The organism is Acidimangrovimonas sediminis, from assembly GCF_002871005.1.
GTDB classification, from domain to species: domain Bacteria; phylum Pseudomonadota; class Alphaproteobacteria; order Rhodobacterales; family Rhodobacteraceae; genus Acidimangrovimonas; species Acidimangrovimonas sediminis.
Genome location: NZ_PHSN01000005.1, coordinates 301,386 through 325,646 on the forward strand (window position 1 = coordinate 301,386; position 24,261 = coordinate 325,646).

The window sequence follows — 24,261 nt, forward strand, 5'->3', positions numbered from 1 at the left end:
GCAAAGGCCCGCGAATTTGTTTGCACACTGCCGGTTCTCCCCTTGACCCGGGACCACAATAGTCTGACCATTCGATCAACTTGCCGTGGAGCAAGGGACTGGAGCCGGGCTTCGAAGGAAGAAAACCGATCTCCGGCAACAGGTTGGGAAGTAAAGTTAATACGAGTTCTCAGGTCCGCGAAAGAGGGCCGCGCAGTGGGGCAGCGATGTCCTGCCGGTGACGGCCCGCAGGCCGGTCGCCCCATCATTCTGCGTAAAGAGACCGCAACAGAGAGGAAGAAGATGAACGCCTTCACACGTTACATGTCCACCGCCGCGATCGGCCTTGCGCTGGCGCTGCCGGGGGCGGCGACCTATGCCAAGACGCCCGCGAACATGCTGGTCATCGCGCAGCGCATCGACGACATGATCACCCTCGATCCGGCCGAAAGCTACGAGCTCTCGTCGGGCGACCTGACGCGCAACGTCTATGACAAGCTGGTGGCCTTCGATCCGGCCGACCTCAAGGCCGGCTACAAGCCCTCGCTCGCGACCAAGTGGGACGTGTCGAAGGACGGCAAGACCATCACCTTCACCATCCGCAAGGACGTGAAATTCCATTCCGGCAACGCGGTGACCCCCGAGGCGGTGGCGTGGTCGTTGCAGCGCGCGGTGATCCTGAACAAGACGCCGTCCTTCATCCTGACGCAGTTCGGCTTCACCAAGGACAACGTGAAGGACATGATCAAGGTGGTCGGCGACGACCAGGTCTCGATCACGACCGACAAGCAATACGCCACCTCGTTCGTCCTCAACTGCCTGACCGCCACCGTCGCCTCGATCGTCGACGAGAAGCTGCTCATGAGCCACGACAAGGACGGCGACATGGGCAACGCCTGGCTCAAGACCAACGACGCGGGGTCGGGGCCTTACAAGCTGGTGACGTGGAAGCCGAACGACAGCTACGTGCTGCAGGCGGCCGATGGCTACTGGGGCAAGGCGCCGGCGATGAAGCGCGTGGTCGTGCGCCATGTGCAGGAAAGCTCCACCCAGCGGCTGATGCTGGAAAAGGGTGACATCGACATCGCGCGCAACCTCAACCCCGAGGATGTGGCGGGCATCAAGGACGACAAGGGCCTGAAGGTGCATACCGAGCTCAAGGGCACGCTGATGTACCTGTCCTTCGGTCAGCAGAACGAGACGCTGGCCAAGCCGGGCGTCACCGAGGCGCTGAAATACCTCGTCGATTACAAGGGAATGGTGAACAGCTTCCTGAAAGGGCAGTGGCAGATCCACCAATCGTTCCTGCCGGCGACCTTCCTTGGCGCGATCGACGACAACCCCTATCACCTGGACGAGGCCAAGGCGAAGAAGATGCTGGCCGACGCGGGCGTCAAGGACGTGACCCTGCATATCGGCGTGCGCGACCAACAGGACCGGCTGGAGATCGCCCAGTCGCTGCAGAACACCTTCGGCAAGGCCGGGATCACGGTGAAGCTGGACGTGGGCACCGGCAAGCAGGTGCTGACCAAGTACCGCGCGCGGTCGCTCGACATGTATCTGGGCACCTGGGGGCCGGACTATCCCGACCCGCAGACCAACGCCGGCACCTATGCCTGGAACCCGACCAACACGATGGAGGCCAAGCTGACCGGGTCGCTTGCGTGGCGCAACTCGTGGGATGCCGGCAAGTTCAACAAGATGGTGGACGAGGCCGTGGTGGAGCCCGACCGCGCCAAGCGCGCCAAGATGTACGAGGACATGCAGCGGGAATGGATGAAGGTCGCCCCCTTCGCCATCCTTTTCCAGAAGATCGAACAGGACGGTGTGGCCAAGGACGTGCAGCATTTCAACGTCGGCGGCGCGATCACCGCGGCCTCCTACTACCAAGTCACCAAGTAAATGACCTCTGTTCCCGACACCAAGGGCCCGGGCCGGCAAACGCCGGCCCTGGTCGCTTTTCTGAAGAAAATGGCGTTCTCGCTGGGGTCGATCCTGGTGACGATGCTGGGCCTTCTGTTCGTGACCTTCGTCATCGGCCGGGTCATGCCCCTCGACCCGGTGTTGGCGGTCATCGGCGAGCAGGCCAGCAAGGCCACCTATGACGCGACCTACCACGCGATGGGTCTCGACAAGCCGATCCTCGTGCAGTTCCTCTATTACCTGAACGACGTGATCCACGGCAATTTCGGGGTTTCCACGCTGACCTCGCATCCGGTGATCGACGACATCCGCCGGGTGTTTCCCGCGACGCTGGAGCTTGCGACGCTGGGCACGATCATCGGCATCGTCGTGGGCGTGCCGCTCGGCGTTCTGGCCGCGGTGAAGCGCGGCAGCTGGATCGACCAGCTGGCCCGCGTCGTGGCACTTGTGGGCTATTCGATGCCGATCTTCTGGCTGGGCCTCGTGGGGCTTCTGGTCTTCTACGGCATCCTCGGCTGGGTCGGCGGCCCGGGGCGCGTCAGCGTGTTCTACGACGGCATGGTGCCGAACGTGACCGGGATGATCCTGATCGACGCAAGCCTTGCGGGCGACTGGGACGTATTCTGGGACGCGATGAGCCACATCATCCTGCCGGCCTCGATCCTGGGCTATTACTCGCTGGCCTATATAAGCCGCATGACCCGCAGCTTCATGCTCGAACAGCTGAGCGCGGAATACATCACCACCGCGCGGGTCAAGGGCATGTCGGAACGCGCCGTCATCTGGCGCCATGCCTTTGGCAACATCGGTGTGCAACTGATTACCGTCATTGCACTTTCCTACGCAAACCTCCTGGAGGGATCGGTTCTGACCGAGATCATCTTTTCCTGGCCGGGGATCGGGCAGTACATCACCAACGCGCTGCTCAGCGCCGACATGAACGCGGTGATGGGGGGCACGATCGTCGTTGGCCTCGTCTTCGTGCTGCTCAATGTCTTCTCCGACCTTCTCTACCGCTTCCTGGATCCGAGGGCGTCATGAGCGTGACCGGAGAAACCCCGCAAATGTCGTGGCGCGACTGGCTTCTGACCGACACGCCCGCGTCGCGCCGCCATGCGCGCGCGGCCTCGTTCTACAAGGGCTGGCTGAGGTTCCGCACCAACAGCCTTGCGATGGTGGGGCTGGGCATCCTCGTCCTGCTTTTGCTGATCGCGGCCTTCGCGCCGTGGCTGGCGCCGCATGACCCGATCGCGCAGGACCTTGGCAAGCGGCTGCTGCCGCTGGGCACCCCCGGGCACCTGCTGGGAACCGACAGCCTTGGGCGCGATATCCTTTCGCGCCTTATCTTCGGGGCGCGCGTGACGCTTTACATCGTCGTGCTCGTGGCCCTCGTGGCGCCCATCGTGGGCCTTCTGATGGGGACGATCGCCGGTTATGCGGGCGGCTGGACCGATACCGTGCTGATGCGGATCACGGACATCTTCCTCGCCTTCCCGCGGCTTGTGCTGGCGCTGGCCTTCGTGGCGGCGCTGGGGGCGGGGATCGAGAACGCGGTGCTCGCGATCTCTCTTACCGCCTGGCCGCCCTATGCGCGGATCGCCCGGGCCGAGACTCTGACCATCCGCAACTCCGACTACATCAGCGCGGTGCGCCTGCAGGGCGCGCGCCCGATGCGGATCATCACGCGGCACATCTGGCCGCTCTGCATCTCGTCGCTGATCGTGCGGGTCACGCTGGACATGGCGGGGATCATCCTCGCCGCCGCGGGGCTTGGCTTCCTCGGCCTCGGCGCGCAGCCGCCGATGCCGGAATGGGGCGCGATGATCTCCGACGGGCGGCGCTTCATTCTCGATCACTGGTGGGTCGCCACCATGCCGGGCCTGGCGATCTTCGTCGTCTCGCTCGGCTTCAACCTGCTGGGCGACGGCTTGCGCGACGTCCTTGATCCGAAGGCCGAGAAATGACCGAACTGCTCGACGTCCAGAACCTTCGGGTGACATTCCCGACCAACCAGGGCCTGTTCGAGGCGGTGCGCGGTGTGTCGTTTAAGCTCGGCCGCGAACGCCTTGGAATCGTGGGTGAAAGTGGCTCCGGCAAGTCGATGACCGGGCGCGCCATCCTGCGGCTGATCCGCAAGCCCGGCGCGGTCGCGGCCGATCACATCAAGCTCGACGGCGAAGACCTTCTTCCCATGACGGAAAAACAGATGCGGGCCGTGCGGGGCAAGCGCATTTCCATGGTGATGCAGGACCCCAAGTTCAGCCTCAACCCGGTGATGCGCGTGGGCGAGCAGATCATGGAGGCCTATCGCCTGCATTCCCGCGCCACGAAATCCGAGGCGCGACGCCGCGCGCTGGAGATGCTGGAGGCCGTCTCGATCCGCGATCCGGAACGGGTGTTCCGCGCCTATCCGCACGAATTGTCGGGTGGCATGGGGCAGCGTATCATGATCGCCATGATGCTGATCCCGAACCCCGAGCTTCTGATCGCGGATGAGCCGACTTCGGCCCTCGACGTGTCGGTGCAGGGGCAGGTGCTGAACATCATGGACAAGCTGGTGCGAGAGCGCGGGATGGGCCTCATCTTCATCTCGCATGACCTTAATCTCGTTGCGCAATTCTGCGATCGGGTGCTGATCATGTATGCCGGTCGCGTGGTCGAGACCTGCGAGGCCGGTCGCCTGCACGAAGCCAGGCACCCCTATACGCGGGGCCTTCTGAACTCCATGCCCCGGATCGACACGCCGAAGGACCGGCTCGAGGTGCTCAAGCGCGATCCGGCCTGGCGCGAGGCGCCCAGCGTCGGCCCCGACGAGAGCCGGGAGGTGACCGCATGAGTGCTGCACTTTCCTTCCGCGACCTCAAGGTCTGGTTCGGCGAGGGGCGCGACCACGTGATGGCCGTCAAGGGCGCGACCTTCGAGGTGGCGCGGGGCGAGAGCTTCGGCCTTGTAGGCGAGAGCGGCTCCGGCAAGTCCACGATCATGCGGGCGCTGACGGGACTTGCGCCGGACTGGTCGGGCGAGATGGCGGTGGACAGCCGGCCCGTACCGCAGGGGCCAAAGCGTGACGCGGCCTTCTACAAGAAGGTGCAGATGGTGTTCCAGGACCCCTACGCCTCGCTTCACCCGCGCCATTCCATCGACCAGGTACTGAGCGAGACGCTGAAGCTGCACGGCTATACCGATATCGAGCGGCGGATCGAAAAGCTTTTGTCCGACGTGGGCCTCGGCCCGGCGTTCCGCTTTCGCTATCCGCACCAGCTTTCCGGCGGCCAACGCCAGCGCGTGGCGATCGCACGGGCACTGGCGCCCGAGCCGGAGATCCTGTTGCTGGACGAGCCGACGTCGGCGCTCGACGTTTCGGTTCAGGCGGAAATTCTCAACCTTCTCAGTGATCTGCGGTCCGAACATGACCTGACTTTCCTGATGGTCAGCCACAACCTGTCGGTTGTGGCCCACATGTGCAGCCAGAGCGCGGTGATGCAGCAGGGCGAGATCGTCGAACTGCTGACGACCGAGGATCTGCGCCGCCATGCCGCGCGCCATCCCTACACCCAGCGCCTGTTGCGCGCGGCCGAGGGCTACGTGCGCGACGAGGATGCCGCGGGAGGCGCGGAGGCGGTGGCATGAGCGCACCCGCACTTCTTGTCGCCCACGGCTCGCCGTCGGATCCCGCGCCACAAGAGGCGGCGATGGCCGCGCTTGCGGCCCGGGTTGCGGCGCTGTCGCCGGGCCGGGTGGTGCGAGCCGCAACGCTTGCCGCGCCGGGGGCGCTGGAGCAGGCGCTGGAGGGGCTGGAGGCGCCGCTGGTCTATCCGTTCTTCATGGCCGAGGGCTGGTTCACCCGGACCGAGCTTCCCCGCCGCCTTGCCGCCGCGGGGGCGGAAGGGGCGACCTGCCTCGCACCCTTCGGCGCGGATCCGGGGTTGCCCGATCTTGTCCTGCATGCGGCGGAGGAGGGGGCAGGCGCCGCCGGTCTCGATCCTGCCGGAACGATCGTCCTGCTGGCGGCGCACGGCTCGGGCCGCACCGGCCCCGGCGCCCGCGCCTCGGCCGAGGGCGCGCGGGCCATGGCCCGAAGGCTGGCGGCGGGACCGTTCGAGGGGATCGAGGTCGGCCTGATCGAGGAGCCGCCCTTCGTGGGCGAAGCCGCCCGCCGGGCCGGGGCCGAGGGCAGGGCGCTTTGCCTGCCGCTCTTCGCGCTGGCGGCGGGGCATGTCACGGGCGACCTTCCGGCGGCCCTCGCCGAGGCCGGTTTTCCCGGCCCGCTGCTCGCCCCGATCGGCGCGCATTGGGCCGTTCCGGGTCTTATCGCGGCTGCCCTGAAGCGCGCCGGATGAAATGCGCCCCGCCGTGACTTTTTGCGCTTGACGCCCCGCCGGGCCTTAAGTATCTCCGCGCCAGTCCGGTGGCGGAGTAGCTCAGTTGGTTAGAGCAGCGGAATCATAATCCGCGTGTCGGGGGTTCAAGTCCCTCCTCCGCTACCAAATTTCCCACGTACTTAGATGACCTTGCGCCGGACACGTTTCAGCGGTCGGGCGAGTGGTCGGGACGTCGTGCTTCCGTTTTATGTGTTTCGAGCTTGCGGATGGCAGATACGCCCAAGGCGGAATCGCGACTGAGATAGTTTGCCTCGAGGATCTACGGGACCTGCAGCCAACTGTGGCCCGAAATGGCGACGATCTCCGGTACGAGCAACCTGCGATCACGAGGCGTGTCACCGCTGTTCCCCGCAGGTCGTGGCAGGTCAGACAGCCTGCGCCACGTCTGGGATCTGATCGCGGCCTGGCGCGTCGACTACAACCATCACCGCCCCTTGACGAGCCTCGACGTGCTCACCCAGTGGAAATATCACCAACGGTCAGGGGAGGATCGAGACCTGAACAGGGCGAACGAACCTGGACTCCATTGGGGCAGGTCAATCTTCCGGTCGGGGTCGGCTGCGCCCCTGCAGGAGGGATGACAGGCCGAGGTGCCGTCAGGTCAGTTGGAAGGGTGGGAGAGGGTGGCGATCCCCGCGCCCCGGAAAGTCATGCCCCGGTGGCCTGACCCGCCAGGTGAGCGGGTCAGGAGGCAGGATCAGGGATGGATCGGCGGCACGTAGGTGAAGGTCTGCATCAGCACCGCGCCGAGGATCATCATGATCGGCAGGTGCACGAAGAACTGCACCGAGGTATAGCCGATCAGGTCGCGCGACTTCAGCCCGAGCAGCCCCAGAAGCGGCAGCATCCAGAACGGGTTGATGAAGTTCGGCAGCGATTCCGCGATGTTGTAGACCATTACGGTCCAACCCAGGTGGGCATGTACCTCGTTCGCGGCGTGCATGACATAGGGGGCCTCGATCACCCATTTGCCACCGGCAGAAGGGATGAAGAACCCCATGAAAGCGGAATAGAGGCTGACCACGAAGGAAAAGCTGGTCTGGCCGATCGACAGGCCCACGAACCAGTGCGAGATCCGGTCGGCCAGCGTCGCGCCATGGCCGTTGGTGACGGTGGTCAGGATCTGCGCGATCCCGGCGTAGAACGGGAATTGCAGCAGCACGCCGGCGGCACTCGGCATGGCGCGGGCGAAGGTGTCGATCAGGTTTCGCGGCCGCCAGTGCAGCAGGATCCCCAGCATGAGGAAGACGAAGTTGTAGGTGTTCAGCCCCGACATGACGATCAGCGGGTTGCCTGAGGAAAAGGTCTCGATGGCCCACCCCGAGGCAAGGACGACGATCAGGATCGTCAGGATCGGGCTGTATTCGAGGAACTCGCCCGGCCGGGTCGGCTTGCGGCTGACCGGCTCGTCCATCTCCAGCGAGACGCCGAGGTCCTCAGCGGTCCGCACGCCCGCGCCCTCGGGAGTGGAGAAATAGCACACCAGCGCCGAGATCAGGGTGATGACCAGGACGATCACCAGGTTCTGCCAGGTCAGGATGGTCTGGCCGAAACCGATCACGCCGGTAATCGGCAGCAGGCTGGAGGGGATGCTGGTGGCGTTGGCCTGAAGCTGTGCGGCCGAGGAGGAGATCCCCAGCGTGAAGCCGCAGCCAAGGCACAGGTAGGCCGCCGCGCCCGCCGCGCGGTAATCGAGGCGGATGTCACTGCGACGGGCGATCTGCTTCACCAGGAGGCCGCAGAAGATCATGGCGATACCCCAGTTGATCAGCGACAGCCCGATGCTGAGAAGGCCGATCATCACCACCGCGCCGCGACCGGTGCGCGGCCAGGTCGCGACCTTGCGCATTACCGTCGCCACAGGGGGCGACATCGCCACGACGTAGCCGCCGATCGCCACCAGCGCCATCTGCAGGGTGAAGGGGATCAGCTTCCAGAAGCCTTCGCCGAAGGCCATCGAGACCTGCGCGGGCGTGCCGCCGTGCAGCACCGCGCCGGCGGCGACGATCACCACGGCCAGCAGCACGAAGACATAGGCGTCAGGGAACCATTTCTCGGCGAAGGCCACCATGAAGGTGGAGAACCGGGTCAGTATGTTGCGCTGGGGCTCATGGTCGGTCCGGCCGGGGCCGTCTTTCGGCAGCGTTCGGCCCGGTTCGGCCAGGGGCGGGGGGGACATTTTCGACATTTCGCGTTCCTCGCTGTTGGGTTTTGTTTTTGAAGTCAGATCGCCAGGGTCACGTCGCTCAGCGGCACGGCCTGACAGGTGACGCACAGGTCTTCGCCCATGTCGTTCGGGGTAAGATGCGCGACCCGGCCCGCAAGGATCCGGCAGACGCAGCTTTCGCATTGGCCCACCCGGCAGCCGGCGGGCAGGGCGACGCCCTGTGCCCGCGCCGCGTCGAGGAGCGAACCCATCTCCGGGCTCCAGTCGAAACTTGCGTCGCTGCCCGCGATCCGCACCGTCTGCGGCGCCAGCGTGGCGGGCACTTCGGGGGGCGAGACGAAGGCTTCGGAAAGGATGTCGAAGGCGGGGACGCCCTGCGCGCGCATGGCGGCGCGGGCATCCTCGGTAAAGCCGGGCCCGCCGCAGATGTAGACCAGCGGGTGCCGATCATGGAGATGCGCCACGGCGGCAATGTCGATCCGGCCCGGCAGGTCGAAGTCGCGGCCCGCGCGGTCGGTCGCAAGCGGGGCGGAGTAATGCGTGATCCGGGTCAGACCGGGCAGGGCGGCGCCAAGTTCGGCCAGGCGCGCGGCAAAGGGATGTTCCGCCCCGCTGCGGCAGCCGTGCAGCAAGAGCACCTCCGTATCGCGCGCCTCCGCGGCCATCCGCTCCAGCACCCCCAGGAAGGGCGTGATGCCGATGCCGGCGGCCAGGAAAACCAGCGGCCGGGGGCTGTCGGCGGGTGGCGTGAAATGCCCCGCGGGGGCCTCCAGCCGCAAAAGATCGCCCGCTGCCATGCGGTGGATCGCGGCCGAGAGCGAGCGTCCGGCCCGGGCGTCTTCCTCGGTGCCCTGCCGCCGTACCGCGATCGACAGGTGGGGCGCGGGCATGCCCGGACCGGTCAGCGAATAGGATCGGGCGGGGCCGCCCTCAGCCGCCGTGACCGTGACGTGCTGTCCGGGCAGGAACTCGGGCAGCGGCCCGCCGTCCATGGGGACGAGATCCAGCGCGACGGTCTCGGCGGTCTCGGCGCGCATCGCTGCGATTCGGAAGTCGCGGGTGCCGGCCCATCGCCCGATATTTGCCGTCGGATGCGGCCGCAGTTCGCACATCACGGCGCGGAGCGGGACCGAGCCGCTGACCGGGTCGCGGCTGGCGTCCGAAAGGATCGCGTTGACATTGGCGGTGCCGGGGCCCGCCACCGGTGTCGCCGCACGGTTGAGCTGCACCGACCCCTGCCACCAGCCGAATTCCGCGACGGCGATCCGCGGGTCGAGCGCTTCGTTCAGCCGGACCCGCAGCGTGGCCTCGCCGCCAGGAGTTGCCACCACCGCCCAGTCGCCGTCGCGCAGGCCACGCACGCGGGCCAGCGCGGAACAGATCTCGACCGCCGGATCGGGGGACTTGCGGCGCAGAGACCCCACCTGCCGGTGCGAGCTGTGGACGTACCAGCCGGACTTCGCGGTGGTCAGCACCAGCGGAAACGCGCGGGACGCGTTCCCGTTCGTGCCCCGGTTCGAGGCCGCATCCGTGCCCCCGTGCGGGCCATCCTCTCCGCTCCGATACGGGCTCTGCTCGGGTTCGACATGCTCGGGCAAAGGGGGCTGTCCGATCGCGTGAAGCTGTTCGGAATAGATCTCGACCAGTCCCGAGCCGGTCGGGAACCCGCGCAAGCGCCCGTCCTCGGTCGGCGCAAGGTACTTGCGGTGCGAGAAGGGCTGACGCAGGCGCAGCCCCTCGGGGTGGGTCCGCAGGTCGTCCACGGTCAGGCCCAGGGGGGCAAGCTGCCAGTTCCAGCCGTCGTGCAGGCTGCCGTCGAAGAACTGCGCGCCATGGCCCAGCCGCCGGGCCAGGTCAAAGGCGATCCGGTAGTCGGGGCGCGCCCCGGGCGGGCCGTCGATCATCTGCGGGCGATAGTGCAGGGTCTCCGCGGCGGCCTGGTCGATCTCGAACCCGATCTTCAGCGCCTCGCGCTCGGGCGGCATGTTCACCGGCAGGACGATGTCGGCGCAATCTGCTGTGGGGTTCAGCACCATGTCGGCATGGACGTGGAAGTCCAGCGCCCGGAGCGCGGCGAGGGTGCGCGCGCCGTCCGCCTGCGACGCCACCATATTGGTGCCGAAGCTCACCAGCGCCCGCACCGGGTAGGGCTGGCCCTCGGTCACCGCGCGGGCGAAGTCGCGCAGCGTGATCCACCCGCGCGCTGGCGGGCCAAGGGGCAGAGTGTCGAGGCCGAGCGCCTTCTCGCGCTGCCCTTCGGGCAGAAGCGAGAGCGCATTCACCGCCCGGGTCGGCGGTGGCACCGGCCAGACATTGCCGCCGGGCGCATCGCAGGCCCCGGTCAGCGCGTAGAGCGTGGCGATGGCGCGTTCGATCGCGGTCGCGTTGGTATGTTGCCCGACTCCGGTCCAGGAATGGTAGGCCAGCCGCGGCGCGTCCTCGAGGAGCGTATAGAAGGCGCGAAGCTCCGGCGCGGGGATCCAGCTCAGCTCGGCCACGTGCTCCGGCGTGTAGGCCGCGCTTGACTTGCGCAAGAGGTGCAGCACGGTCGCCACAGCGATCGGCCCGCGCGGGGTGGCGATCTCGGCGGTGGCGTCGATCTGCCAGCCTGCGGCGGCACGGGCCGTTTCGGTCGCAGGATCGCGGGGATCCACAGCTACGGGCCGGCCGTCGGCGTCAAGCGCAACCAGCGATCCGGCAGATCCTCCGGGCGCCGCAAGGCCCGCGTCGGTCGCGGTCAGCAACCGGCCCGTGGCGATGTCGACCAGCAGCGGCGCATTGGTCCAGCGCCGCACGAAGCCCGCATCATAGGTGCCGGTCTCGATCAGGTGTCGGATCGCGCCCATGGCGACCGCGCCGTCGGCCCCGGGACGCACCCGCAGCCAGTGGTCGGCCTGCTGGCCCGACCCGTCGGGCTTGGGGTCTATCACCACGACCTTCGCGCCACGCGCCCGGGCCTCGGCGATCCTGCTTGCCTGTGCCAGCCAGGTGCGGGCCGGGTTGTGTCCCCAGAGCACGATCACCTCGGCCCGGGCATAATCCGGGAAGCCCACGCCACGGCCGAAGGTCAGCTCGTGCGCGTAATCCTTGTGCCAGCCGCAGACCTCGACCGCGTAGATCAGGTTGGGCGAGCCGAAGCAGCGCACCAGACGCTCTACCCATTCCGAGCTGTCGACCATCGGCGTCCCGCTGGGGGTGGTCATCGCGAAGGCCACCGCCTCGGCGCCGTCGGCCTCGCGGATCGCGCCCAGCCGTGCGGCGATCTCGTCCAGCGCTGCGTCCCAGTGGATCGGCTCCCACTCCACCGGTGTCACGCCCTTGGGCGATCGCCGCCGCAGCGGCGTGGTCAGCCGTCCGGGGGCATGGATCATCTCGGGCAGCGCCCGCCCCTTGGCGCAGAGCGCGCCGCCGGTGGGGTGGCCGGGCAGCGGCTGTACCGCGACGACGCGATTGCCCGCGACCTCCGTGATCGCACCGCAGCGCGACCGGCAGAGCGTGCAGTATCCCGCGATGCGGCGTGTCTCGGTCATGGGTCTGCCTATCTGAATGCGCCTAGGTAACGCACTACATAAATGCGCTACTGTAGTGCGGTGTTCTGCGTGGCCCTGTCAACGGCTTTGTAGTAGGCTCCGGGTGAGCGGTTAAAAATTGAGCAGATACCCATGACGGAAAGCTTGCGCGAACGCGTGCTGAAGCAGCTGAGGGCCGAGATCATCGCGGGGGAATGTCCGCCGGGCATGATCTATTCGGTGCCCAGCCTTGCGGCGGAGCTGGAGATCTCGACGACACCGGTGCGTGAAGCGCTGCTGGAGTTGTCGAATTCGGGGCTGGTGGAGCCGGTCCGTAACAAGGGCTTCCGGGTGACGCGCCCGACGCTGCAGGACCTGCGCGACATCTTCCACCTGCGCGATCTGCTGGAGATCGATGCCGCGCGCCTGATGTTGGCGACGGGGCAGGCGGATCTTGAGCTGCTGCATCACCATGCCGAGGAGATCGAGCGCGCGGTGGAGGCGGGCGACGTCAATGCCTACCTGCTGCACGACCGGGCATTTCATGGCGCGATGTTCACGGCGTCGGGCAATGCCCTGATGGCGCAGATGGCGATGTCGCTGCGCGACCGGATGCGGCTGTTCGGGATCCGCTCGGCCAGCGGGTTGCAGCGGCAGCGCGACTCGGTGCCGGAGCATTACCGGCTGGTCGAGCTGATCGCGGCTGGGGATGCCGAAGCGCTGGTGGTTCTCCTGCGGCACCATATCCTCAGCTGGGAGCCGGTGTTCACCGAGGCCTGGGTCGAGGAAAGCCCGCGCCGCAAGCGGCTGCACGCGGAGAGCGACGCCTCCTGAGCGCGAATTTCAAGGCGCGGCTCGGCGGGCCTGGGCTTATGAGCCAGCGCTTTCTGGCCGCGACCTGCTGACAACGGCGATGTACCGGGGCCTTCTGACCACGGTGTCGCGTTGGGCGGAGGTTCAGCGGGAAAGGGGATCTGTCGGCGCGGGCCCGTTACATGGGGCCCGTTACATGGGGCAGGTGGTCTGGGTAGGTGGGTGCCGCCCGCCCCCGATGGGGCAGGCGGCAAGATCAGAAAGCTCAGAACCGGATGCTGAACAGCGCCGAGACGCTCTGGCTGCGGGCACCCTCGGCGAAGGCGCCGTTGTAGGCGATGCCGATCCGGGCCCGGTCCGAGAGGGCGCTGGACAGGCCCAGCTCCACCAGGGCGGAGTTCCGGGCGATCGGTGCCCCCGTGATCGAGAAGGCCGAGGAGCCGGCGAGGCTGTAGCCGATCTGCGGATCGGTGTCTCCGAAGGCGTGGCGCCAGCCCAGCGACATCGTCGCCGTCATCGCCGCTCCGTCCAGCCGCAGCCCCCGCGCGGTGCTGACGCCGAGCGTGGTGAAGGTCACGTTGCTTTTGCCGCCCTGCGTGGTCAGCGCCGCGGCGCCGCCGGTCTCGGTGAAGGCATCGCCGCGCAGCGCGACATGGGCCAGATCCGCGAAGGGCGTGATCGACGTGCCGTTGCCGGTGTCGATGCGATAGCTCGCATTGCCGAATACCTGCAACGTCCGCGTCGCGTAATGCGCGGTCAGGTTGTCGCTGAAGGTTGGTAGCGACACGTCGCGACGGCTGTCTACCGAGCTGCGAGTGAAGGCCGCGCCCACCCGGATCCCCAGCGGGCCCTGCTGCGTGCCGGCATAGGCCGCGATCGTGCTGTCATCCGAGGTCGCACGCGAGTTGCGACCTTCGAGCGTGTAGGTGCCGTGGCCGTAGCCCGCCATGACCCCCGCGTGCCAATCGTCGCCCAGCCGGGTATCGGCGCCGAGGAACATCCCGCCGGTGCCGTTGGTCAGCCGCGCTGTGCCAGACTTGCCGTTGGTCGTCGTCCAGCCGCCATAGGCGGTGCCCCAGGCGGCGCCGCCGTCGCAGCTGAGCGTCTTGCCGACGCTGACGGTTGTGCCGATGCAGCTGCTGTGATCCAGCCCGCCGCCGGTCGGGCCTGCCCCGCCGGTCAGCACCTCGTTCAGCCGCCGGTTCACCGCGGTCCGGGTGTACTGGCTGTTGTCGATCAGCGCGGTCTCGACCGAGGCCCCGATCTCGCCCGAGAGCTGGTCATAGGCGGTCCGGGTCTCGGCGGTGGTCAGCCCCAGGATCGCGGTGGTCAGTGTCCCCGATCCGATCGTGCCAAGCGCCGTGGCCACGCTTTTCTGGTTTTGTGTGATGGCGACATCGGTCAGCGTGGTGGTGTTGCGGGTGAAGGTCAGGGTGACGTCGTTGCCGGTGCCGCCGGTGTAGCTCACGGCCGCGTTGTAGAAGGCCAGTTCGTTGTCGACCGTGCCGAAGGTGCCCTGCACCGCGCTGGTGCCCTGGTTGTCGATGATCACGCTGGCGGTGCCCGCGTTGGCTATGGTGATCGAATTGTCCGGCAGGCCGGTGATCAGCAGCTCCGAGGCGCTCCCCAGTGTCACCGTGCCGGTGACGGCAAGCTGGTCGGTCGCGCCGGTGGCATCGACCTCGATCGCCAGCGTGCCCTGCTGATCATAGTTGCCGTTCACCGTCAGCGTGCCGATCGAGTTGCCGGGCGAGGCGGTGCCACCGGCATTGACCAGAACGTTGCCGACGATCGTGCCGTAGCCGCCAAGCGTGCCGCCCGACTGCACCGTTACCGGACCGGTGATCACGGTGTCCTTGTGATCGGCATCGCCGACGATCAGCTTGCCGCCGCCGACCAGCCAGTTCTCGGGCGTGGTGTCGATCCCGCTCAGGACCCATTTGCCGGTGCCGACCTTGGAGATCGTGGTGAAGCCGTAGTATTCCACCGACCCGGTGTAGCTGGTGGGCTCAACCGCGACGATCTGCGAGAGGTCGAAGTCGCCGTTCAGGCTGCCGCCGATGACCAGCGTGTCGCCGCCGTTGGTGGTGCCGCTTGTCGAGACGACGTTGCCCGTGAAGCTGTAGCCTGCCTCCAGCACCAGTGTGTTGCCGCCACCCGAGAAGTCGACCGCATCGGCCTGCACGCCGCCGCCGGTTCCGTCGCTGCTGGCGCCCGAGACGCCGCCCGCGATCAGCCCGGCGTTGACCAGCGTGGTGTTGCCGGTGGCGATCACGCCGACGCCGCCGGCGCCGCCCGTGGCAGAGGTGGTGCCAGTACCGGCATCGCCGCCGTTGCCGCCCTGGATGGTGCCGGTGTTGACGATCTGCATCGCCTGGCCGGTGATGCCGGCGCCACCGGCGCCGCCGCTGCCAGCGGTCACGGTGCTCGAAGAGCTGTAAGCGAATTCGACCCCGCCGGCGGCGCCCGCGCCGCCGGTCACGGTGCCGCTGTTGGTCAGGGTCAGGCCGTTCGCCGTGATCCCGGCACCGCCTGCACCGCCCGATACACCCACGTCGGCAAGGCTGCTGTAGAAGAGGCCCGTGCAATCGGCGTCACAGACCGTGCCGCCGGCGCCGCCGGAGATGGTGCCGCTGTTGACCACCGTGAGGCCGGTGCTGGAGATGCCAGTGCCGCCCGCACCGCCGGTTCCGACACCCGCGGCGGTGCGGTAGGCGCGGGAGACGCCCGAGGCGCCGCCGGTTCCGCCGAGGATCTCGCCGCTGTTGTAGACCGTCCCGTCGCTGCCGCTGACCCCGGCACCGCCGGTGCCCGAGGTGCCGATGTAAAAGCTGCCCTCGGTGGCCGCGCCGCCGGTGCCGCCCTGGACGGTGCCTGCGTTGGTCAGCACGAAGCCCGTGCCACTGACACCCGCGCCGCCGGTGCCGCCGGCCCCGCCATGGCCCGACAGGCCGCCAAGGCCGCCGGCGCCACCGGTCACGGTACCGGTGTTGGTCAGGCTCGATCCGGTCAGATAGGCGCCTTCGCCGCCCGCGCCGCCGTCGCCGGCCTGGTTGCCGATGATGTGGTGCGCGAAGCCACCGGTGCCGCCCGCGCCGCCGGTGATGCTGCCGCCGTTGCTGAAGGTCGTGCCGGAAAGGACAAGGCCCTGACCGCCTGCACCGCCTGCACCGCCGGGGACTCCGGTGCCGCCGGTGCCGCCCGCGCCGCCGGTAAGGCTGCCCTGGTTGCTGCTTGCGTAGGCGCCATTCATCTCGACGGCAGTTCCGCCGTCCGCACCGCTGGTGCCGGTGTGGTAGCCGCTGTAAGCGCCGCTGCTGCCTGCGCTGCCGGTGACCGAGCTGCCGGTCGCGACGCTCAGCACGGTTCCGGTCGCGGCGTAGATCGCGGCATCGCTGAGGCCCAGGACACCCTCGGTCGAACCGACAATGGTTGCCGTCGCCGCGTCGGTGCCGACCTGCAGCCCGCCACCGACGACGACCCAGCTGGTGGCCGCGTCGCTCGCGCCGGTCAGCGTCAGGGTTCCCGGCCCGAAGGCGACATAGCCGTTGAAGCCGCTGAATTCTGTGGTGCCGTCATAGGTGGTGGGGGCGGTGGCCACGATGGCGGAAAGATCGAAGCTCTGGTCCGTGTCGCCGCCGAGGGCGAGGATATCGCCGCCATCGGTGGTGCCGCTGGTCGAGACGACGTTGCCCACTAAGCTGTAGCCCGCTTCGAGCGCGAGCACGTTGCCGCCGCCCGAGAGGTCGACCGCATCGGCCTGCACGCCGCCGCCGCTGCCATCGCCATAGCTGCCCGAGACACCGCCCGCGATCAGGCCCGAGGTGAAGATGACAGAGCCGCCGTTCGACACGACGCCGACGCCACCGGCGCCACCAACGGACTGATCGGTATGTCCGCCGGCTGCGCCGCCGTTACCGCCGGTTACCGAACCGGTATTTTTGAGGTAGAAGCCGCTGCCCGAGATGCCGGCACCGCCGGCACCGCCATTGCCGCCAAGCGGGTTGGCAGGCGATCCGCCCGCGAGATAGGGGAAACCCTGGGCCGTGCTGCCCAGTCCGCCAGCGCCACCTGCGACGCTGCCCGCGTTGATGATCGTGCTGGAGCCCGTAGCCAGGATGCCCGCGCCGCCCGCACCGCCCGCGCCGGTGCCGCTTGAATTGGTGGAGTAGGTCGCAATGGACAGCCCGCCGCTGCCGCCGGCAATGTGGCCAGAGGCGGCGTTGTCGATCTTCAGGTCGGCCCCGGCGATACCCGCACCACCGGCGCCGCCATTGCCCGAATCCCTGTAAAAGCCATAGCCGCCGGCGCCTCCGATCCCGCCAGTGATCGCGCCGGTGTTGTCCACCGTGGTGCCAAGGCCATAGACGCCCGCTCCGGCCGCGCCGCCTGCGCCTCCGGAATAGGCGGTCCCGCCTTCGCCGCCGGAGCCGCCGGAGATCGTCCCGGCGTTGGTAACGAGTGCCACGCCGGCCGAGATCCCCGCGCCGCCGCTGCCGCCGTTGCCACCGATTGCGTTGGGGTCTTGATAGGTCGCGCCCGCGCCCCGGCGGCCCGCGGCGCCCGTGACACTGCCCGTGGCGCTGATCGTGCCCCCGGTCCCGTCAGCCAGCGTCAGGCCCACACCGCCCAGGGTCGATGCCGTGAGTTGCACCGTCGCCGTGCCGTCGCCCAGAACCACAGTGCCGCCGTTCACCAGCAGCCCATCCTGCAGGACCGTGCCGTCGCCCGCCAGCACCAGCGAGCCGGTGGCGTCAAGCACCAGCGTTCCCGTGGCGTCGAGCGGGGCCGCGATCGTGACCGTGGCCTGGGTCTGGAGTTCGGTGTACTGGGTGAGCGAGGGCAGCGTCGCGGTCGAGGTGATGGTGCTGCCATCGGGGACGGCAAACTGGATCGTCGAATTCGGTGCCTGGTTCGCCTGGTCGATCGCCCAGCTGAGCGAGCCGACCTCGTTGACGTCGCCGGTATCGACCGTTGAGGTGACGGGCAGCACGGTTCCGGGCACCGGGGCCGCGACGGCCGTGGTCACGGCCACTGTCGCGCCCATCAGCGCACCCGCCGCACAGGCGCGCATCAGGCGCCCGCGTGTCGAACCCTGCGGCGTGCTCCGGGGCAGGGGGAGAAGCGGGGTCATTTCATCTTCACGCATGAGAAACCTGTATGTGTTTTTGTTTGTGGACTGCGCGACGCGCGTGCGGATCAGATGACCGCCACGCGGTGGGGATTGAGATCGGGGTTGCGCCAGAAGGCATCGTTCTCGAACCGCTGGAAGACGTCGGGCGGCAGGACGGTGCGGCGCGGCTCTGCCGCGACCTTGCGGCGGACGTGATGCAGGCCCGGGGTGCCCAGCTTGCGGTCGAATTCGTCGGCGTCGTAGCTGACGTTGTCGAAATCGTGGGTGAAGGGCTCCGTCCCGGTAAAATCGTAGATCGCCTGCAGGACCCGCGCCGGATCGGTGACCAGCGTCTCGTATTGGACCAGCATGAGCTTGTGCGCGAAGGGGCCGAAGAACGCCTCCTTCAGGGCATTGTAGCCAAAGCCCACCATGCCCTCGCCCTTGGCGATGGCCTCGGCACGGCTGTAGACGGTGCCGGTGGTGGTGTAGCCGAAGATCCCCGAGGGCTGGAACACGTTGCGCAGGACCAGCCGCTCGACGCTGTCGATCACCCAGGGCATGTGGCGCACGCAGGCGATCACCTTTGCCTCGGGGAACAGGGCGTCGATCAGGTTCATCCGCGCGCACCAGGCCCGGCTGGTGTCGAAGATCACCGAGGCCTCGCAATCCGCGTAGTAATTCGTGAAGATTCCCTTGAGGATCTTCTGGCGCCGCGCATCGTCAAGAAACACCGAATGCTCGCGGCTGCCTCCCATTTCCGTCAGAAGGCTGCCGATCAGGGCGGCGACCGGGCTGCTCATACCGGCCTCGGTCTTGCTGTTCTGGCGTAGCAGGGCGGCCAGCAAGGTGGAGCCCGATCGTGGAAGACCGGAGATAAAATGTACTCGCTGCATCACATTCGTTTCATAAGACCGTTGCGACGAGTGATAGCCGGGTGTCTTGGCGTCTGTCTATTGACGGTGTGCAACACTTCTTCGGAAGTGGCTGAAACGCTTCACGATATGGTGTTTAGGAGTGAGTGGTCGCCGATGGGCCGGCTGTATGGCACTGCTTCTCAGCGGATCATCGGGGGAACAGGGCGCGACGCCGTCACCTTCACGCCGCGCCGGAGGCCGCGACGCGGAAGCCTTTGACCTGCCCCCCTTGGGTCCCTCGTTCATAACGAGAGTCTGCGGGTTTGAGATTGGTAGGAGTTGGAGCATCCAGCAAGCCTGACCCGGTTCAGCAGGCCTTGTCTTTGTCGATCATCCTTAGAGCTTTGGGGGTTCTCATCTCAGTCTATCTTGCAGCCCCGATCGAGCCGAGATTGGCAGGTGCCAGAGCCGGTGCGTCGTCTGCTTGGGTGCTCTCCAGGATGCTGTGGAGCGTTCCCATCAGGTGCTCCAGGTCGCTTCGTCCCAGTTCCTGCTCGAGATGAGACTGCAACTCTGTCTCGATGGATGAGAGGCTCTTGAAGACCTGGGCGCCTTTCTGTGCCTTGTAGATGAGCACCTTCCTGCGGTCGGTGCTGTCTGGCGCCCGATAGACCAGGGATGAGGTAACCATTCGGTCGACGATCTTGGTCATGGTCGGGGAGTCGACGAACACGGTGGTTGCAAGACTGCTCATCGAGCGCCCGTCGCTGTCGTGCAGCGCCGCGAGGATGCGGTATTGTTCGACCGAAAGGCCGGAGGCCTTCACGCGCTGCGCGATAAAGTCCTCGACGCAGCGATGGGCGCCGCGGATCAGATTCGAAAGGTGCATCACTGGCCTCCAATCACATCGCTTTTCTTTTCAATAATTGAAATATCGACAATTGCCAATTGGCGCTGGAACAAGCGAAGCTGCTCAATAAGTGAGCAACTGGGGCGGGGATCGCGTCCTGCATGCACTCCGGCTCAGTTGGGCTTTCCTTTTCCAGCGCGCCTCGCTGACCTTTACGTAAGTGGTGTCGCGCGCAGGAGATGCCTGCCTTCCATGGCCCACCTCGGAGCTGGATGCCGGGGAAAGCATGAGGATGAGGGGGGAGAAGCTTGAACACGGTGCAGATCGGCCTTCTTATCCAGCAAACCGGGCCGGCCGGCATCTGGTCGCCATCTGCGGAAGCCTGCGCGCGCTTGGCCGTGAGCGAGATCAATCGCCAGAGCGGTATCCTCAAACAGCATGTCGAACTGGTGGTCGAGGATGCGGGCAGGACCGTGGCCGATGCCCGTGCAGCGGCCCGGCGCGTCGTTCGAAGCGGGGCGCAGGGAATCGTGGGCATGCTGCCAAGCTATGCCCGCCGCGCGATCGCCGACTCCACCTTCAATTTGGTCCCCTTCATCTACACGCCTCAGTATGAGGGAATTGCCCCGGAAGCGCAGACGATAACCACCGGGGAAACCGCCGCCGAACTGCTGGCGCCGGGGCTGCGCTGGCTTGCGGACCATCGCGATGCCCGCCGCTATTTCCTGTGCGGCAGCGATTACATCTGGCCTCGGTCCAGCCTTTCACTCGCGCGTTCGATGATCCCGCGGGTCGGCGGCGAGGTCGTGGGCGAGGCCTACATGCCCGTCGATGCCGACAATTACGATTCCCTGATCGAGCGGATCAAACGGGCCAGGCCCGATGTCGTCCTGCCCTACTTTCTGGGCGGGGACGGGATCGCCTTCAACCGTGCCTTCCACGAGGCCGGGCTTTGCCCACATGTTCTGCGCTTCACCTCGGCGATCGACGAGACGATTGTCTACGGCCTGCCGCCCGAGGCGACCGAGAACCTCTTCGTCAGCTCAGGCTATTTCGCCTCGGTGCGGTCACACAACAACGGCGCATTCCTCGAACGCTACCACACCGCCTACGGAGAGGCGCCGCCGCCGGTCAATTCCTTCGGCCAGTCCTGCTATGAGGGGATCTACTGCCTGGCATCGCTCGTCGAGCATGCCGAGGTCTTTGATACGCGGGCGATTCACCGACTCGCCGGACACACCCCGCAGTTGCGTACAGCCCGGGGTTCAAGGGAGTCGGCGGTAGTCGGTGGGCGCCACCCGATCTTTCTGGCGGAGCTGGATGGCTATGATTTCAACATGTTGGCCACCTGATATAGAATTATTGACAATTCAATAATTGCGTATTCAAGTATTGCGGAACCCTCTTGCAGGAGACCATGCAATGAACTTGTCCCGCCGTCGTTTCATCACCCGTTCCACGATCCTTTCCGCCACGGCGCTGGCCGCGCCCGTCGTGTTCCGGCAATCGGCTTTCGCCTCTGACAAGCCCATCCTGCTTGGCAGCCTGCTGGACCTGTCGGGCGGGCTCGCGGCATCCGGTGTGCCGATGAAGTACGCCCTCGAGCTGGCGGTGTCCGAAATCAACGACGCCGGCGGCCTGCTGGGCCGGCCGGTCAAGATCGTGGGCTACGATACCCAGTCCAACATCCAGCTCTATTCGCAATACGCCCAGCAGCTGGCGCTGAAGGACCGCGTCGACGTCGTCCACGGCGGCATCACCTCTGCCTCGCGCGAGGCAATCCGCCCGACCTTCGACCGCTACCGCGTGCTCTATTTCTACAACGTGCTTTACGAGGGCGGCGTCTGCGACCGGAACACCTTCTGCACCGGCACCACCCCGGCCCAGACCGTGCAGAAGCTGGTGCCCTATGCGATGGACCACGCCAAGGGAAAGACGGCCTACATCATCGCTGCCGACTACAACTATGGCCAGATCACCGCAAAGTGGATGACCAAGTACGTACAGGACAACGGCGGCAAGGTGCTGGAGACCGACTTCTTCCCGCTGGACGTGACGAACTTCGGCTCGGCGATCTCCAAGATCCAGGCGGCGAAGCCCGACCTTCTGCTTTCGGCGCTGGTCGGCGGCAACCACACGGCGTTCTACCGCCAGTGGGAATCCGCGGGCATGAAGGGACAGATCCCGATCGCCTCGACCACATTCGGCCTGGTGAATGAGCCCGAGACGCTGGCGCCCGCGGTCAGCAACGACATCGTCGGCGCTTACGGCTACTTCCAGGAACTCGATACGCCGGCAAGCAAGAAGTTCGTTGCGGCGATCAAGAAGGCGCATCCCGACAGCCCCTACATCTCGGAGATGGCCTCGGCGACCTACGAGGGCGTCCATCTCTGGGCCGAAGGCGTGAAGAAGGCCGGCGCCATCGACCGCATCAAGGTGATCGAGGCGCTGGAATCGGGGATTTCCTTCGAAGGGCCGAGCGGCACCGTCACGCTGAACCAGGCGACGCATCATACGACCCGCAATGCGTATCTCGCCAAGGTCGAGGACAAGAAGTGGGATGTCCTGCAAACCTACAAGGACGTCGAACCGTCGGATACCGCGAGCGTGTGCAACCTCGTCAAGAACCCCAAGGACAACAAGCAATACGTCATCAAGCTCTGACGGGCTGATGGCCCCGGCGGACCTGCGCCGGCGGGGCCGCCGCTTTCTTTCGGTCTGAAGTGCGCGAACAAGGGGCATTCCGCGATGGACATCTACCTCATACTGGGTCTCAACGTCCTCAACGGCGTGGCCTCTCTCTTCCTGCTCTGCGTCGGGCTGGCGATCATTTTCGGGATGATGAAGATCGTCAATCTCGCGCATGGCGAGTTCATCATGCTGGGCGCCTACGCCACCGTGGTCGCCACAAATGCCGGCGTGAATATCTGGATCTCGATGCTGGTGATCTCGCCGCTTTTCGTGGGCTTGGTCGGCCTGGTGATCGAACGCTTCCTGATCCGGTATCTCTATGGCCGGCTTGTCGATTCCATGCTGGCGACCTGGGGGCTGAGCTTGCTGATCACCGGGATCGTCACGACGATCTTCGGCAACACGATCAAGGGCGTGCAGACGCCGCTGGGCGGGTTCCAGGTCGGCGGCTACAGCTCCAGCTACTACAACCTCTTCATCTTCGCGATGGCGCTGGTGGTGATCGCAATCGTCCTGGTGGTGATGCGCTACACGCGGCTCGGCCTGATCGCCCGTGCGACGATGCAGAACCCGGGCATGTCGGCGGCCCTGGGGATCAACCCCGACCGGGTGTACATGCTGACCTTCGCCGCGGGCGCCGCGCTGACCGGGCTTGCGGGTGGGCTTATCGCGCCGGTCTCGGGGATCACCCCGGGCATGGGCGCGGCCTATGTCGCCAAGGCCTTCATCACCGTGGTGGGCGGTGGCACGGCGATCCTCTCGGGCTCGCTCGCGGCCTCGTCGCTGTTCGGCTCCATCGACCAGATCGGTTCCTACCTGACGACGCCGGTCTATGGGCAGGTCATCGTATTCACGACGGCGATCATCCTCATTCGACTGTTGCCCCAAGGCATTTCGGGCCGCTTTTTCAAGGGGCAACTCTGATGACCAAGAACACCGCCCTTCTGGCGCAACTGGCCGCTCTGGTGGTCGTGATCGTCCTGATCGCCCTGGTGCCCGGCTATTTCGAGATCTTCACCGTCATGCAGCTCACGCTTTTCGCGTCGATGGCGGTGCTGGCGCTGTCGCTGGCGTTCATCTGGGGCTTCGGCGGGATCCTGTCTTTCGGTCAGACGGCGTTTTTCGGCCTCGGCGCCTATGCCTATGCGGTCGCCGCGATCAACTTCCAGGATTCGACCCCGGCCATCGCCTGCGCGATCCTCGTGCCCGCGCTCTTTGCCGTGGCACTGGGGTATTTCACCTTCTACGGAAGAATCTCGGACGTCTACTTCGGCGTGATCACCCTGACCGTGACGCTGATCCTCTTCAACGTCGCGAACTCCACCTCGGGGCAGGAATACCACATCGGCGACGCGCAGCTGGGCGGTTTCAACGGCATGCCCGCCGTGCCCACCTTCAACGCGCCCTTCGACCCTTCCACGCCGCTCTATCCCGAGCAGGGCTGGTACGTCACCGCGGGTGCCCTCGTCGCGGTCTACATCCTGCTCCGGGTGCTGCTGGCCGGGCGCTTCGGGCGGATTGTCGTCGCCGTGAAGGAGAACGAGACGCGGGCCTCGCTGCTGGGCTACGACCCGCGGCTGATCAAGCTGGTGGCCTTCACCATCGGCGGCGCCATCGCGGGCCTCGCCGGTGCTCTTTACGTCAACTGGGGTGCCTTCATCAGCCCGAACGCCTTCAGCCTGTCGCTGTCGGCCGAGATCATCATCTGGGTCACGGTGGGCGGTCTCGGCACCCTCATCGGGCCGGTGATCGGGGCGGTGCTGATCGAATACATCGTGTCCTCCATCGGCTCGCAGCAGGTGGTGAACGCGAACCTCGTGCTGGGCGCCGTGCTTCTGTTCTTCGTGCTGCTGCTGCGCCGGGGGCTGGTGCCGAGCCTGCAGCTGGTGGTGGTCGAGCTCTGGCATCGCGCCCGCCGCGCGCCGCGCCCGAAGGCAGAGCCCTCCGCCGCCGCAACCCCCGCAGGGAGCAAGTGAG

The 24,261-nt window shown here is 66.6% G+C and carries 16 protein-coding genes, 1 tRNA gene and 1 pseudogene; 13 read left to right on the forward strand and 5 right to left on the reverse strand.

What is annotated here, in order from left to right:
* The first annotated feature begins 282 nt into the window (after nucleotides 1–282).
* The 8 genes and pseudogenes from CVV76_RS05865 to CVV76_RS05905 form a co-directional block, all read left to right on the forward strand.
* On the forward strand, nucleotides 283–1,881 hold the full coding sequence (locus tag CVV76_RS05865) for an ABC transporter substrate-binding protein (protein ID WP_102223685.1): 1,599 nt from the start codon (nucleotides 283–285) through the stop codon (nucleotides 1,879–1,881).
* A gap of 69 nt (nucleotides 1,882–1,950) precedes the next feature.
* The gene (locus CVV76_RS05870) at nucleotides 1,951–2,943 is read left to right on the forward strand and encodes an ABC transporter permease (protein WP_102223801.1); all 993 of its coding nucleotides are present in this window, start codon (nucleotides 1,951–1,953) and stop codon (nucleotides 2,941–2,943) included.
* Nucleotides 2,940–3,866, forward strand: a complete 927-nt coding sequence (locus CVV76_RS05875) for an ABC transporter permease (protein ID WP_102223686.1) — start codon at nucleotides 2,940–2,942, stop codon at nucleotides 3,864–3,866. Before CVV76_RS05870 ends, CVV76_RS05875 begins: the two co-directional genes overlap by 4 nt.
* Nucleotides 3,863–4,738 carry an ABC transporter ATP-binding protein gene (locus tag CVV76_RS05880; RefSeq protein WP_102223687.1) on the forward strand — a complete coding sequence of 292 codons (876 nt, stop codon included), beginning with the start codon at nucleotides 3,863–3,865 and terminating at the stop codon, nucleotides 4,736–4,738. The genes CVV76_RS05875 and CVV76_RS05880 overlap by 4 nt, the downstream gene beginning before the upstream one ends.
* Complete coding sequence (locus tag CVV76_RS05885; protein ID WP_102223688.1) at nucleotides 4,735–5,532, forward strand: ABC transporter ATP-binding protein; 798 nt, start codon at nucleotides 4,735–4,737, stop codon at nucleotides 5,530–5,532. Before CVV76_RS05880 ends, CVV76_RS05885 begins: the two co-directional genes overlap by 4 nt.
* Nucleotides 5,529–6,242: a sirohydrochlorin chelatase gene (locus tag CVV76_RS05890; RefSeq protein ID WP_102223689.1), complete on the forward strand. Its 714-nt coding sequence runs from the start codon at nucleotides 5,529–5,531 to the stop codon at nucleotides 6,240–6,242. Before CVV76_RS05885 ends, CVV76_RS05890 begins: the two co-directional genes overlap by 4 nt.
* 70 nt (nucleotides 6,243–6,312) lie before the next feature.
* Nucleotides 6,313–6,389: transfer RNA gene (locus tag CVV76_RS05895), tRNA-Met, on the forward strand.
* 266 nt (nucleotides 6,390–6,655) lie between these two features.
* Nucleotides 6,656–6,796: pseudogene (locus tag CVV76_RS05905) on the forward strand (IS3 family transposase); the annotation flags it as partial.
* Between the two features lie 185 nt (nucleotides 6,797–6,981).
* Here CVV76_RS05905 and CVV76_RS05910 read toward each other — a convergent pair.
* Nucleotides 6,982–8,472 carry a short-chain fatty acid transporter gene (locus CVV76_RS05910; RefSeq protein WP_102223690.1) on the reverse strand — a complete coding sequence of 497 codons (1,491 nt, stop codon included), beginning with the start codon at nucleotides 8,470–8,472 and terminating at the stop codon, nucleotides 6,982–6,984.
* A gap of 35 nt (nucleotides 8,473–8,507) precedes the next feature.
* Nucleotides 8,508–11,981 (reverse strand): molybdopterin-dependent oxidoreductase, encoded by a 3,474-nt coding sequence (locus tag CVV76_RS05915; RefSeq protein ID WP_102223691.1) that lies wholly within the window; start codon nucleotides 11,979–11,981, stop codon nucleotides 8,508–8,510.
* A 132-nt stretch (nucleotides 11,982–12,113) separates the two neighbouring features.
* Here CVV76_RS05915 and CVV76_RS05920 point away from each other — a divergent pair, with 132 nt between their 5' ends.
* Nucleotides 12,114–12,794 carry a GntR family transcriptional regulator gene (locus CVV76_RS05920; protein ID WP_102223692.1) on the forward strand — a complete coding sequence of 227 codons (681 nt, stop codon included), beginning with the start codon at nucleotides 12,114–12,116 and terminating at the stop codon, nucleotides 12,792–12,794.
* Between the two features lie 244 nt (nucleotides 12,795–13,038).
* On the opposite strand, the gene CVV76_RS25590 is transcribed toward CVV76_RS05920, so the two are convergent.
* The 3 genes from CVV76_RS25590 to CVV76_RS05935 form a co-directional block, all read right to left on the reverse strand.
* Nucleotides 13,039–17,907, reverse strand: coding sequence for an autotransporter domain-containing protein (locus tag CVV76_RS25590; RefSeq protein ID WP_102223693.1), 4,869 nt, complete (start codon nucleotides 17,905–17,907; stop codon nucleotides 13,039–13,041).
* A 65-nt stretch (nucleotides 17,908–17,972) separates the two neighbouring features.
* Nucleotides 17,973–18,782: a sulfotransferase family protein gene (locus CVV76_RS05930; RefSeq protein ID WP_102223694.1), complete on the reverse strand. Its 810-nt coding sequence runs from the start codon at nucleotides 18,780–18,782 to the stop codon at nucleotides 17,973–17,975.
* A 385-nt stretch (nucleotides 18,783–19,167) separates the two neighbouring features.
* Nucleotides 19,168–19,632, reverse strand: a complete 465-nt coding sequence (locus tag CVV76_RS05935; RefSeq protein WP_102223695.1) for a MarR family winged helix-turn-helix transcriptional regulator — start codon at nucleotides 19,630–19,632, stop codon at nucleotides 19,168–19,170.
* A 278-nt stretch (nucleotides 19,633–19,910) separates the two neighbouring features.
* Between CVV76_RS05935 and CVV76_RS05940 the strand changes: the two genes are divergently transcribed.
* From CVV76_RS05940 to CVV76_RS05955, 4 genes are all read left to right on the forward strand, one after another.
* Nucleotides 19,911–20,945 (forward strand): substrate-binding domain-containing protein, encoded by a 1,035-nt coding sequence (locus CVV76_RS05940; protein ID WP_233192748.1) that lies wholly within the window; start codon nucleotides 19,911–19,913, stop codon nucleotides 20,943–20,945.
* Nucleotides 20,946–21,015: 70 nt separating this feature from the next.
* On the forward strand, nucleotides 21,016–22,257 hold the full coding sequence (locus tag CVV76_RS05945) for an urea ABC transporter substrate-binding protein (protein ID WP_102223697.1): 1,242 nt from the start codon (nucleotides 21,016–21,018) through the stop codon (nucleotides 22,255–22,257).
* A gap of 84 nt (nucleotides 22,258–22,341) precedes the next feature.
* Nucleotides 22,342–23,208, forward strand: coding sequence for a branched-chain amino acid ABC transporter permease (locus tag CVV76_RS05950; protein ID WP_102223698.1), 867 nt, complete (start codon nucleotides 22,342–22,344; stop codon nucleotides 23,206–23,208).
* The gene (locus tag CVV76_RS05955) at nucleotides 23,208–24,260 is read left to right on the forward strand and encodes an ABC transporter permease subunit (RefSeq protein WP_102223699.1); all 1,053 of its coding nucleotides are present in this window, start codon (nucleotides 23,208–23,210) and stop codon (nucleotides 24,258–24,260) included. Before CVV76_RS05950 ends, CVV76_RS05955 begins: the two co-directional genes overlap by 1 nt.
* Nucleotide 24,261 lies beyond the last annotated feature (1 nt).